This window comes from Streptomyces sp. NPDC004629, from assembly GCF_042873595.1.
Lineage (GTDB): Bacteria > Actinomycetota > Actinomycetes > Streptomycetales > Streptomycetaceae > Streptomyces.
Genome location: NZ_JBIALO010000004.1, coordinates 307,502 through 320,220 on the forward strand (window position 1 = coordinate 307,502; position 12,719 = coordinate 320,220).

The following is a 12,719-nucleotide window of genomic DNA, read 5'->3' on the forward strand; positions in this document are numbered from 1 at the left end:
GTTGTGGGGCATGCGCATCGCGACCTGGAACGTGAACTCGATCACCGCCCGCCTGCCGAGGCTGCTGGCCTGGCTGGAGAGCAGCGGCACCGACGTGCTGTGCCTCCAGGAGGCCAAGATCGCCGAGGAGCAGTTCCCCCGCGACCAGCTGCGCGAGCTGGGCTACGAGGCGGCGGTCCACGCGACCGGCCGGTGGAACGGCGTGGCGGTGCTCTCCCGGGTCGGCCTGGCGGACGTGGTCAAGGGCCTGCCCGGCGACCCCGGGTACGACGGCGTGCAGGAGCCCCGGGCGATCTCCGCGACCTGCGGCCCGGTCCGCGTCTGGTCGGTGTATGTGCCCAACGGCCGCGAGGTCGACCACCCGCACTACGCCTACAAGCTCCAGTGGTTCGAGGCGCTGCGGGCCGCCGTCGCGGGCGACGCGGCGGGCGGCCGCCCCTTCGCGGTCCTCGGCGACTACAACGTGGCGCCGAGCGATGACGACGTCTTCGACGTGGCCGCCTTCGCGGGCCTCACCCATGTCACCCCGGCCGAGCGCGCCGCGCTGACCGCGCTGCGCGAGACGGGCCTCACGGACGTCGTCCCGCGCCCCCTGAAGTACGACCGCCCCTACACGTACTGGGACTACCGCCAGCTCGCCTTCCCCAAGAACCGCGGCATGCGCATCGACCTGGTCTACGGCAACAAGCCCTTCGCCAAGGCCGTCAAGGACGCCTATGTCGACCGTGAGGAGCGCAAGGGCAAGGGCGCCTCGGACCACGCTCCGGTGGTGGTGGACCTGGCGGTCCAGGAGTATTGATCATGAGTGTCGGGCGACACCCCGCGCTCATCCTGTGGTGCGGGCACCGGGTGGGTGACACGCTGTGTACATGAACATCCCCTTCCTGGGCAACCGGCACAAGAAGAGCGATGCCGCGGTGCTGCCCGCCGACCGCGAGGGCGTCGCCGAGCTGCTGTCCGAGTGTGATCTGCTGCGCTCCCAGGCGGCCCAGGAGGGCGTCCGGCTGGACGACTCCGTGACCTCGCTGGAGGCCCTTGACCAGCTGGTGCCGCGCTGGCGCGACGACGCGGAGATCCTGCCCTGGCTGGGCAATGATGCGGGCCTGTATCTGGGCACGGTCATCGTGCGCACCGTGCCCGGCGCGTACTGGGAGTTCCAGCCCGGCGGGCAGCCCGTCGTACGGCTCGAATCGGGGCGTGAGTTCGATGTCGTCGAGGCCGGTCACGCGTGGGCCGCCAGCGGCGTTCCCGAGTTGTCGCAGTTGTACGCGGAGGTCGCGGAGGCCTGACGGGCGCCCCATTTTTTCCTGGATGGTTTGCGGCCCCCACGACACAGCTGAGAGTGTTCGCCGGCTGGGTGTCCCGGCGTGCGCGGCGCAGTCCCAAGACCGAGGCCGTCGACATCGCCGCGGCCCGCGGGGTCGCTGCCGCTCCGAAACCGTAGGGGGCAGCGGCTCGGGGCCGGGCCCGCCCGGCGGCAGCCGGAGATCACTGCTCGCGCGGCGGTGCGCGCCCGCAGAACGGGAAGGCCGCCGACGAGGAGAAGCCCAGCTGCGCGCCGGACGGGTTACTCCTAGTAGGCCCCCGGCCCTGCGGCCCCCGGTCCCCCGGTCCTGCGGCCCCCCGGTCCTGCGGTCCCCCGGGTCCCTTGCTCTCACCGGGCCTTGACCCTCGTCGGTCCTCGGCTCTTGCTCGCGCGGCGGTGCGCGCCCGCAGAACGGGTAGGCCGCGGGCGAGGAGAAGCCCAGTTACGCGCGGGACGGGTTACTCCTAGTAGGCCCCCGGCCCTGCGGTCCTGCGGTCCCCCGGGTCCCTTGCTCTCACCGGGCCTTGGCCCTCATCGGTCCTCGGCTCTTGCTGGGCCCCGGCTTTCACCGGCCTCGGCTCCCATCGGGCCCCTGGACCCACCGGGGCTTGGCTCTCACCGGGCCTTGGCCCTCACTGGGCCCCGGCTCTCACCGGCCTCGGCTCCCATCGGCCCCTGGACCCACCGGGCCTTGGCCCTCATCGGTCCTCGCGCTCTCACCGGGCCCCGGCTCCCATCGGGCCTCTGGACCCACCGGGGCTTGGCTCTCACCGGCCTCGGCTCCCATCGGGCCTCTGGACCCACCGGGGCTTGGCTCTCACCGGGCCCCGGCCCCCATCGGGCCCCTGGACCCACCGGCCCTTGGGCCCCCACCGGGCCCGGCTCTCACCGGGCCCCTGGACCCACCGGGCCCCTGGACCCACCGGGCCTTCGCTCCGACCGGCCCCTGGACCCCACCGGCCCCCACCGGGTCCCGGTCCCCACCGGTCCGCTGGTCCCTTCGGGCGGCCCTAGGCGGCCCGGTGTGAGCGTGGTGCTTCCGGCGCCGGCGGCGGTGTCTGCGCGGCCCGCGTCACATCGGCGACCAGCTCGACCACGTCGGGGCCGTACGCCTGCGAGTTGACCACCTTCAGCAGCAGCACGAACGGGTTCGTGCCGTGCTTGCGGGCCAGCCGCTCGTGGTGCCGGGCGAGATAGCGGGTCGCGGCCTGGTTGGTGATCGCACGCTGGCCGCAGAACAGGAACACCGGCCGTGCCTCGCGCCGCTCCCCGGCGGTCAGCCGGGCCAGGAGGACATATTCGGTGAGGCCCGGCTCCAGACGGTAGCGTTCGCCGCCGATCTGGAAGGCGCCGCGGTCCGGACCCGGCTCCGGGTCGATGTTCACCCGCACCCCGGGTAGCATCGCGGACATGTGGGCCAGCATGCGCCGGTTCGATGCGGGACCGCCCACGCAGAACTCGGTGCGCTCGCCGAAGCCCTGCTGGACGTTGTCCTGGGTCACCATCTGCAGATGCGCACCGCAGTCCTTGATCAGCGCGGCCAGCTCCAGCAGCGCGAACACGTCGAAGCGGTGCACCGCCGGTTCGGAGGTCGCCGGGTCGCGGTTGACGACGAGCAGCGACTCCGCGTTCTCCGGAAGTCCGAAGAACGCCTGCTTGCGCCGCAGCCTGCGCCTCCACACGGTGGTGCGGGCCAGCCAGCCGAGGCCGGCGCTGATGCCAGCGGCCACCAGGCCCAGGACGATGTTGCGCACGTCGTCATTCATGGGCGCGCATGCTAGCGGTCGAAGGCAAACCGGTGTTCGAGACGGTCCTGACGAGGACATGACGTTCGATTAAGCTGCGCGGACGGTCACTCGCTGGAGGTGCGGATGCGTCGCCCTGTCGCGCGGAAACTGTCGGTCCTGGCGGTCTCGGCCGCCGTCGTGTCCGTGGGGGCGGCGGCGCCGCCGGGCGCCACGAGCACCACCCCGCCCAAGACCCCGGTCGCCGTCGGCTACGGCGGCGCGGTCGCCAGCGTCGACGCGGACGCCTCGGCCGCCGGCATCGCGGTCCTGAAGAAGGGCGGCAACGCGGTCGACGCCGCCGTCGCCACGGCCGCCGCCCTGGGGGTCACCGAGCCGTACTCCGCCGGCATCGGCGGGGGCGGCTACTTCGTCTACTACGACGCCAGGTCCCGTGCCGTGCACACCATCGACGGCCGGGAGACCGCGCCGCTCGGCGCCGGCTCCGACCTGTTCCTGGAGAACGGCAAGCCACTCGCCTTCGCGGACGCCGTCAGCAGCGGACTGAGCGTCGGCACGCCGGGCACGCCCGCCACCTGGCAGACGGCCCTGGACGCCTGGGGCAGCAAGAAGCTGGGCACGGTGCTGGGGCCCGCCGAACGGCTCGCCCGCGACGGCTTCACCGTCGACGACACCTTCCGTTCGCAGACAGCCGCCAACGAGACCCGGTTCCGCTACTTCCCGGACACCGCCGAGCTGTTCCTGCCGAACGGGCAGCTGCCGGTGGTCGGCGCCACCTTCAAGAACCCCGATCTGGCCCGCACCTACGAGGAACTGGGCCGCAAGGGCATCGGCGCGCTCTACCGCGGCGACCTCGGCAAGGACATCGTCTCCACCGTCAACAAGCCGCCGGTCGACCCCGGTTCGGGCTGGAACGCGCGTCCCGGCGGGCTGTCCGCCAAGGACCTCGCCGCCTACCGCGCCAAGCTCCAGGCGCCCACGAGGGCGTCGTACCGCGGGCTCGACGTCTACTCGATCGCGCCCTCGTCCTCCGGCGGCACCACGGTCGGCGAAGCCCTCAACATCCTTGAGAAGAGCGACCTTTCGAAGGCGACCGAGGCGCAGTACCTGCACCGCTTCATCGAGGCGAGCCGGATCGCGTTCGCGGACCGCGGGCGCTGGGTCGGCGACCCCGCCTTCGAGGACGTACCGACCAAGCAGTTGCTGTCGCAGTCGTACGCCGACTCACGCGCCTGCCTGATCAAGGACAACACGGTGCTGACCAGCCCGGTCGCGCCCGGCGACCCGCGCCACCCGGCGGCCTGCGCCACGGGCGGCACGGCGGCCCCGACGACGTACGAGGGGGAGAACACCACGCACCTCACGGTTGCCGACAAGTGGGGCAACGTCGTCTCCTACACGCTCACCATCGAGCAGACCGGCGGCAGCGCGATCACCGTGCCCGGCCGGGGATTCCTCCTCAACAACGAGCTGACGGACTTCTCCTTCGCCCCGGCCAACCCGGCCGTGCACGACCCGAACCTGCCCGGTCCCGGCAAGCGGCCGCGGTCGTCGATCGCGCCGACCATCGTGCTCGACCGGCACGGCAGGCCGGTGGTGGCGCTCGGATCACCCGGTGGCGCGACCATCATCACGACCGTGCTGCAGACCCTGACCGAGTTCCTCGACCGGCACCTGCCGCTGGTCGACGCGATCGCCGCGCCCCGCGCCAGCCAGCGCAACGCGGCCAGGACGGAACTCGAACCCGGCCTCTACGACAGCAACCTGCGCACGAGGCTCGAAGCCATCGGGCACGCCTTCTCGCGCAACCCGGAGATCGGCGCCGCGACGGGCGTCCAGCGCCTCCCGAACGGCAAGTGGCTCGCCGCGGCGGAAACGGTACGCAGGGGCGGCGGCTCGGCCATGGTGGTGCAGCCGACCCGGTGACGTCCGCGACATGAGGTCCGGCGCCCGGCCACCTGTCCCGTGCGGGGCGTGGCCGGGCCACCGGGACGGAAGAAGGGCAGCCCGCCGTGGACCGCCACCCGCCCTGGGTGGTCGGTGGTTGCGCCCCGCAGGGGCGCGGGGAACTGCGCGAGCGGCCACGACGGCGCCGCGGACGAACGACGGCGTTCACGGTCCGGCCAGCGCAGCGCCGGCAAGTCCCGGGGCGGTGCCGGGTGCCGCGCCTCCGACGCGCTCGCCGTCGGGCCGGGTGGCGGGCCGCCCGCGCGGGTGAGCGCCGGTCGCGATGAGCACGGCGTCGGCGGTGACGACGATCTCGCGGGAGCCGTCCGGCGCCTGCATGCCCTTCCGGACGGCCCGTGCCGGTCGGGCCTCAGGGTTCTGGGGTGGGCGGCTCGGGCGAGGTGTTCGCGTCGGGCGGCGGCCCGGCCGGCGTGACCTGGCCGGAGGCCGACGCGGGCGCCGTGCCGCCCACCGGTTCCGCGTCGGCCCGCGGCGGCGGTTCCGTCTCGAAGGTCAGATGGTGGTCCGTGGCGTCCACCCTGACGCGGCTGCCCTCCGGGAGACGGCCGTCCAGCAGGAGCCGGGAGATACGGTTGTCGACCTCCCGCTGGATGGTGCGGCGCAGCGGGCGGGCGCCGTACTCCGGCTGGTGACCGCGCTCCGCGATCCAGCCGACGGCCGCGTCGGTGAAGTCGACGGTGACCCCCTGGGCATGCAGCAGCCGCCGCGTGCGCTCCAGCAACAGGTCGGTGATCCGCCGCAGTTGCCCGGCGGTGAGCCGGCGGAACACCACGATCTCGTCGATGCGGTTCAGGAACTCCGGCCGGAAGTGCTCGCGCAGCGGGCGCAGGATCTGCTCCCGTCGGGCCTCCTCGTCCGCCTCCGCGCCGCCCGCGCCGAACCCGATGCCCGCACCGCGCCGGCCGATGGCCTCGGAACCCAGGTTGCTGGTCATCACGATGACGGTGTTGGTGAAGTCCACCGTCCGGCCCTGCGCGTCGGTCAACCGCCCGTCGTCGAGGACCTGGAGCAGGATGTTGAAGACGTCCGGGTGTGCCTTCTCCACCTCGTCGAGCAGCAGCAGCGAGTACGGGTGCCGGCGCACCACCTCGGTGAGCTGACCGGCTTCCTCATGGCCGACGTAGCCGGGCGGCGCACCCACCAGCCGGGACACCGTGTGCCGCTCCTGGTACTCGCTCATGTCCAGCCGCACCATCCGGTCCTCGCTGCCGAACAGGACCTCCGCGAGCGCTCGGGCCAGCTCCGTCTTGCCCACACCGGTCGGCCCGAGGAACAGGAAGCTGCCGATCGGCCGGTCCGGGCTGGCGAGCCCGGCGCGGGAGCGCAGCACGGCCTCGGCGACCACGGCGACCGCCTCGTCCTGTCCGATCACCCGCTGGTGCAGATGCTCCTCCAGGCCGAGCAGCCGCTCCTTCTCCTCCTGGGTCAGCCTGCTGACCGGGATGTGGGTGAGCCGGGACACCACCTCGGCGATGGCCTCCGCCGTCACCTCCAGGTCCTGTCCCTCGTCGGCTTTGTCGTCGCCGGTGGTCTCGGAGATCCGGCCCTTCAGCGCGACGATGCGGTCCCGCAACTGTGTGGCCTGCTCGTACTGCTCGTCCGCGACCGCCTGGTCCTTGTCCCGCAGCAGTTGCTCGACCTCGCGTTCCATGGCGCGCACGTCCGTGCCCTTGGTCCGGGCGCCGAGCCGCACCCGGGCGCCCGCCTGGTCGATCAGGTCGATCGCCTTGTCCGGCAGCCGCCGGTCGGTGAGATAACGGTCGGACAGTTCGACGGCGGCGACCAGCGCGTCGTCGGTGTAGCGGACCTGATGGTGGGCCTCGTAGCGGTCGCGCAGCCCGCGCAGGATCTCGATGGTGTCCGGGACGGTCGGCTCGGGCACCAGGATCGGCTGGAACCGGCGGGCCAGCGCCGCGTCCTTCTCGATCCTGCGGTACTCCTCCAGCGTGGTCGCGCCCACGACGTGCAGTTCGCCGCGGGCCAGCGCGGGCTTGAGGATGTTGCCCGCGTCCAGCGCGCCGCCCTCGCCGCCGGACCCCGTGCCCACGACCGTGTGCAACTCGTCGAGGAAGACGATCAGCCGGTCCGAGTGCGCCCGGATCTCGCTGACGATGTTGTTCAGCCGCTCCTCGAAGTCCCCGCGGAAGCGGGTGCCCGCGACCACGCCGGTCAGGTCCAGGGCGACGACCCGGCGCCCGATGAGGACGTCCGGCACGTCACCGTCGGTGATCCGCTGGGCCAGTCCCTCCACGATCGCCGTCTTGCCCACGCCGGCGTCGCCGATCAGCACCGGGTTGTTCTTGCCGCGCCGGGACAGCACCTCGATGGTCTGCTCGATCTCGTCGTCCCGTCCGATGACGGGGTCGACGCGCCCCTGACGGGCCAGGTCGGTCAGGTCGCGGCTGTACTTGTCCAGGGTCGGGGTGGCCGGGGGCCGCTGCCGTTCGGTGCCGGCCCGCGGCGGCGCCTCGGGGACGTCCGCGGGCATCCCGGCGGCCGCGAACCGGGCCGCGCTCAGGATGTGCCCGGCGGCCGAGTCCGGGTTCGCGGCGAGCGCGCCGAGCACATGCTCCGGGCCGATGTATCCGGCGCCGCTCGACCGGGCCATGTCGTGTGCGTCCAGCAACGCCCGCTTGACCGCGGGGGTCAGGGCGAGCGAGGTCGGCGGCGGCGCACCGCCCGGCGGATGCTGCACCGGCCCGGAGCGCTGATCTATCTCCGTCGCGAGCGAGTCGGGGTCGGTGCCCGCCCGGCTGAGCAGGCTCCGGGTGGGTTCGGTGGCGAGGGCCGCGCGCAGCAGGTGCTGGGTGTCCAGATCGCGGCTGCCGTGCTCGGCGGCGTACTGGGCGGCGCCTTTCACCAGTTCCCTGGCCGGTTGGCTGAGCAGCCGGCCGATGTCCACCTGACGGGGGCCGGGATGCGGGCCGCCGCCGAAGAAGCGGGAGAGGAATTCACCGAAGGGGTCCGGGCCGTGTCCTTCCGGCCCAGTGAAGCCGCTGGTCATGGCGTTCCGTTCACCAAAGAGGTCGTACGGGTGGGCCTACACCACGATGGCACGTTCGGCGAGGCGGGGCACGTCCAGCCGGTCCCGCCCGCCGGGCCGGGCCGCCCCGCTCCCGGGATCGGCCGCGCGGCACCCGGCGGGCTCCGGGCGTCCATCGTGCTGCCGCGTGGCGCTCGCAAAGTGAGGGCAATCGATCGGTCAAGGATTGCCCCGCTTGTGGTCAAGGGTGGGAAAGGTTGCCTGGTCGGCGACTTGGGTGGGCGGTTCGGTCGCCCTCCCGGGCCGTGGCCTGTGGGCCGTTCCCGTGGGCGGTCGCAGTCGTCCGGAAAACTCCCTGTAGCGGTGGCGTAACACGGCTGGTGTTTTCTACCGACCGGAGTGCTCCGGTCTGGCGGGAGTTGAGCGATGGCAGTGGATCAACTCCCAGGGAAAGTACGGGAGTTCGCGAACTACCTGGACGGTCTCCTGGCGCGCCTCGACCAGCGCGGCGGCTGGTGCGCGGTCTTCTGGCAGCGGGACCCGGACGGTATGCGGGCGTGTCTCGACGGGCGGGAGATCCCGCCGTGGGACGTGGTGGAGGCGCTGTTGCAGGACCTGGCGGCGGCCTACGGCCCGGACACCGCCGGGGCGGAGCGGGAGCGCGCCCGGCATCTGTACGGGGCGGCGCTCGCCGCGTACGACGCCCGGCCGGGCGCCCGGGACGCACTCGGCGACCGCCTCGACGTGATGCTCCGCGAGCAGCGGTACGCCGCCGAACGGCAGGGCGAACTGGGCCGGTTGCTCGCCGCCGCCGGCACCTTGGAGGCGGCCCACGCCCTCCGCCTCGACCTCGCCTGGGCCCGCGACGACCACCAGCGGGCGACCGCACGGTGTGCCGAACTGCGCCTGCGCATAGCCGAGTTGGACCGACGCGACGCCGACGACCGGGCCCGGGACGCCCACCCCACCGACGGCTTCCCTCCCGGGGCGCGGACCGGCACGGGACCGTGGTCCGACCGCCCGACACCGGCCCACCCGGCGGGCGGCCCGACGGCGGCGGTCCACCCGGCACCGGACCCCACCCGGGCACGTCCCGCGGACGACGCCGGACGCCTCGCCGGCGCACCGACAGAAGACCGACGTCCCGGGGACGGCGCTGCCCCGGCGGCGCCTGGGGGAGAGGGCGGTGTCGGGCCGGGTGGCGTTGTGGGTCCGGGTGGTTTCGGCGCGGGTGGTGGTGCAGGCCCGGGTGCTGTCGGCGCCGGTGGTGGTGTGGGTCCTGGCGGTGCCGTGGGCGCCCGTGGTGCAGTCGGGGCCATGGACGGTGCCGCCCCGGCGGCGCCTGGGGCCGTGGGGCGCGGTGGTGCCAGGTCAGGTGGTGCTGTGGGTTCTGGTGGTTTCGGAGCGGGTGCGGGTGCTGTCGGAGCCGGTGGCGGTGCCGTGGGTGGCCCTGGTGCAGTCGGGGCCGGTGGTGCGGTTGCCCCGGTCGGTGGTGGACCGCGGGCTTCTGGTCCCGGGCACCCCGCGCGCCCCGCCGTCCACGGCGCCCCGGACGCCGTACCCGGTGATGCCTCGGGTCGCACCGCCCCGGATGGCCCGGCACGTGGCGACGACCACCCGGCCGACGGGCACGGCGCCCTCGGTGCGGCTGCCGCCGCGGCAGCCGGTCCGCGGCCGTCGCTCGACGGCAAGCAGCGCAAGCGGCGGCGCGGTGGTGCCCGGTTCGCCGGGATGGCCGAGGACGACGTCGGACCCGACCCCGTGCCCCCGTCCGGGCCGGTTCTGCCCGCGGCGGCCCCCGCCGGGCGCCGCACCCCGCGCGGCGCCCGGTTCGCCGGGGCCGCCGGGGCGGTCGAGCCGCCCGAGCCACGGGTGCAGCCCGCGGACGCCCAGGCGGCACCGGCCGTCGCGGGCGCCGTCCGGGCGCTGGAGCGGCTGCGCCGCGAGGGCCGCACCGGCGAGGCGCACGCCCTGCTGGTCGAGGCCGCGCACTGGCCCCCCGCCCGGCTCCCGCTGCTCGCCGCCGAACTGCGGCGCACCGGGCACGGCGCCGACTGGGCCACGCTGCTGTGGGAGGCCGCCTCGCTGCCCGCCGACCGCCTGGTCGCCGCGGCCGACGCGCTCGTCGCGGCGGGGCGGACCGCGGACGGTGAGCAGATCCTGCGCCAGGGCGTCGTACGGCCCGCCGAGGAGATCGGCGCGGCGGTGCTCGGGCTGGCGTCCGAGGGGCGCATCCGCGAGGTGCGGGCCCTTCTCGACGCGTACGTCCGGGTCCGTACCCCCGAGGAGGCGGCCCGCAGCGCCGCCGCCGACCCGCAGCGCCTCGTACCGCACCTGCTGGAGGCCGCGCGGGGCGTCTCGCAGGAGCGACACTGGGACCTGGTGCACGCCCTGCGGGTGGCCGGATTCAGCGCCTGACCGGCCCAGCGGCTCACCCACTGGAGTGTGAAACATGATCGACTCCGCGGGTTCACGACGATGGTCTTGGCAAGCCCGTCCCGGAGGCTTACGTTCGTCCCTCTACCGCCTGTGTCTACGGGCGTAGAGGCTCTGAGGTCCCGTCGAAGGAGCAGCTCATGGCCGACGTCCTGCGCGCCGCTCTGGTCCAGGCCACCTGGACCGGCGACACCGAGTCCATGGTGGCGAAACACGAGGAGCACGCCCGCGAGGCGGCCCGCCGGGGAGCCCGGATCATCGGCTTCCAGGAGGTCTTCAACGCCCCCTACTTCTGCCAGGTCCAGGAACCGCAGCACTACCGCTGGGCCGAGCCTGTGCCGGACGGGCCGACCGTGCGTCGTATGCAGGACCTGGCCCGCGAGACCGGCATGGTGATCGTCGTGCCGGTCTTCGAGGTCGAGCAGTCCGGCTTCTACTACAACACCGCGGCCGTGATCGACGCCGACGGCAGCTACCTCGGCAAGTACCGCAAACACCACATCCCGCAGCTCAAGGGCTTCTGGGAGAAGTACTACTTCAAGCCCGGCAACGCCGGCTGGCCGGTCTTCGACACCGCGGCGGGCAAGGTCGGCGTCTACATCTGCTACGACCGCCACTTCCCCGAGGGCTGGCGCCAACTGGGCCTGGCCGGTGCCCAGTTGGTGTACAACCCGTCGGCGACCTCGCGCGGCCTTTCGGCCCATCTGTGGCAGCTGGAGCAGCCCGCCGCGGCGGTGGCCAACGAGTACTTCATCGCCGCCATCAACCGGGTCGGGCGGGAGGAGTACGGGGACAACGACTTCTACGGGACGAGCTACTTCGTCGACCCGCGCGGACAGTTCGTCGGCGACGTCGCCGGCGACAAGGACGAGGAACTGCTCGTCCGCGATCTCGATCTCGACCTCATCGAAGAGGTGCGGCAGCAGTGGGCGTTCTACCGCGACCGCCGCCCCGACGCCTACGAAGGGCTGGTGCAGCCGTGAACGACCTCTACACCCGCCACCGCAACGTCCTGCCCGACTGGCTCGCCCTCTACTACGAGGACCCGCTGGAGATCACCCACGGCGAGGGACGCCACGTCTGGGACGCGCACGGCAACCGGTACCTGGACTTCTTCGGCGGCATCCTCACCACGATGACCGCTCACGCGCTGCCCGAGGTGACGAAGGCGGTCAGCGAGCAGGCGGGGCGGATCATCCACTCCTCGACCCTCTACCTCAACCGGCCGATGGTCGAACTCGCCGAGCGGGTCGCCCAGTTGTCGCAGATCCCGAACGCCAGGGTGTTCTTCACCAGCTCCGGCACCGAGGCCAACGACACCGCCCTGCTGCTCGCGACCGCCCACCGGGGCAGCAACACGGTCCTGGCGATGCGCAACAGCTACCACGGCCGCTCCTTCAGCGCGGTCGGCATCACCGGCAACCGCGGCTGGTCCCCGACCGCCCTGTCCCCGCTGCAGACCCTGTACGTGCACGGCGGCGTCCGCACCCGCGGCCCCTACGCCCATCTGAACGACGCGGAGTTCATCGCCGCCTGCGTGGCGGACCTGAAGGACCTCCTCGGCCACACCCGGCCGCCGGCCGCCCTGATCGCCGAGCCCATCCAGGGCGTCGGCGGTTTCACCTCGCCGCCCGACGGCCTGTACGCGGCCTTCCGCGACGTGCTCCAGGAACACGGCATCCTGTGGATCGCCGACGAGGTGCAGACGGGCTGGGGCCGTACCGGAGAACACTTCTGGGGGTGGCAGGCGCACGCCCGCAGCGGCCCGCCCGACATCGTCACCTTCGCCAAGGGCATCGGCAACGGCATGTCCATCGGCGGGGTCGTGGCCCGCGCCGAGATCATGAACTGCCTCGACGCCAACAGCATTTCGACGTTCGGCGGCACCCAGATCACCATGACGGCCGGCCTGGCCAACCTCACCTATCTGCTGGAGCACGACCTGCAGGGCAACGCCCGGCGGGTCGGCGGTCTGCTCATCGAGCGGCTGCGGGCCGTCGCCGCGCAGCTGCCCGGCGTACGCGAGGTGCGCGGGCGCGGGCTGATGATCGGCATCGAGCTGGTGCGGCCGGGCACCGACGAGGCCGACCCCCAGGCCGCCTCCGCCGTCCTGGAGGCGGCCCGCGAGGGCGGGTTGCTGATCGGCAAGGGCGGCGGCCACAACACCAGCGCCCTGCGCATCGCGCCGCCGCTGTCGCTGACCGTCGCGGAGGCCGAGGAGGGCGCCGCCGTCCTCGAACGCGCCCTCAGGAGCACGCAGTAAGAGAGCAAGGAAGGGGAG

At 73.3% G+C, this 12,719-nt stretch carries 9 protein-coding genes; 6 read left to right on the plus strand and 3 right to left on the minus strand.

The window, feature by feature from the left end:
* Nucleotides 1–10 precede the first annotated feature (10 nt).
* Both ACFYTE_RS08535 and ACFYTE_RS08540 read left to right on the plus strand, forming a co-directional pair.
* A complete protein-coding gene (locus ACFYTE_RS08535; protein WP_388706648.1) occupies nucleotides 11–799 on the plus strand; it encodes an exodeoxyribonuclease III in 789 nt (262 codons plus the stop codon).
* Nucleotides 800–869: 70 nt separating this feature from the next.
* Nucleotides 870–1,289, plus strand: coding sequence for a DUF6278 family protein (locus ACFYTE_RS08540; protein WP_388706651.1), 420 nt, complete (start codon nucleotides 870–872; stop codon nucleotides 1,287–1,289).
* A 1,027-nt stretch (nucleotides 1,290–2,316) separates the two neighbouring features.
* Here ACFYTE_RS08540 and ACFYTE_RS08545 read toward each other — a convergent pair.
* Nucleotides 2,317–3,072: a hypothetical protein gene (locus ACFYTE_RS08545; RefSeq protein ID WP_388706654.1), complete on the minus strand. Its 756-nt coding sequence runs from the start codon at nucleotides 3,070–3,072 to the stop codon at nucleotides 2,317–2,319.
* Nucleotides 3,073–3,177: 105 nt separating this feature from the next.
* Here ACFYTE_RS08545 and ggt point away from each other — a divergent pair, with 105 nt between their 5' ends.
* Nucleotides 3,178–4,977, plus strand: coding sequence for a gamma-glutamyltransferase (ggt, locus tag ACFYTE_RS08550; RefSeq protein WP_388706657.1), 1,800 nt, complete (start codon nucleotides 3,178–3,180; stop codon nucleotides 4,975–4,977).
* Nucleotides 4,978–5,163: 186 nt separating this feature from the next.
* Here ggt and ACFYTE_RS08555 read toward each other — a convergent pair whose 3' ends face one another.
* Together ACFYTE_RS08555 and ACFYTE_RS08560 are read right to left on the minus strand one after the other, a co-directional pair.
* Nucleotides 5,164–5,337, minus strand: coding sequence for a hypothetical protein (locus tag ACFYTE_RS08555; protein ID WP_388706660.1), 174 nt, complete (start codon nucleotides 5,335–5,337; stop codon nucleotides 5,164–5,166).
* A gap of 31 nt (nucleotides 5,338–5,368) precedes the next feature.
* A complete protein-coding gene (locus ACFYTE_RS08560; RefSeq protein ID WP_388706663.1) occupies nucleotides 5,369–8,023 on the minus strand; it encodes an ATP-dependent Clp protease ATP-binding subunit in 2,655 nt (884 codons plus the stop codon).
* A gap of 405 nt (nucleotides 8,024–8,428) precedes the next feature.
* On the opposite strand from ACFYTE_RS08560, the gene ACFYTE_RS08565 reads away from it, so the two are divergent.
* From ACFYTE_RS08565 to ACFYTE_RS08575, 3 genes are all read left to right on the plus strand, one after another.
* A complete protein-coding gene (locus ACFYTE_RS08565; protein WP_388706666.1) occupies nucleotides 8,429–10,420 on the plus strand; it encodes a hypothetical protein in 1,992 nt (663 codons plus the stop codon).
* 158 nt (nucleotides 10,421–10,578) lie between these two features.
* Nucleotides 10,579–11,421 carry a nitrilase-related carbon-nitrogen hydrolase gene (locus tag ACFYTE_RS08570; protein ID WP_388706669.1) on the plus strand — a complete coding sequence of 281 codons (843 nt, stop codon included), beginning with the start codon at nucleotides 10,579–10,581 and terminating at the stop codon, nucleotides 11,419–11,421.
* The gene (locus ACFYTE_RS08575; protein ID WP_388706672.1) at nucleotides 11,418–12,701 is read left to right on the plus strand and encodes an aspartate aminotransferase family protein; all 1,284 of its coding nucleotides are present in this window, start codon (nucleotides 11,418–11,420) and stop codon (nucleotides 12,699–12,701) included. Before ACFYTE_RS08570 ends, ACFYTE_RS08575 begins: the two co-directional genes overlap by 4 nt.
* The last annotated feature ends 18 nt before the right edge of the window (nucleotides 12,702–12,719 follow it).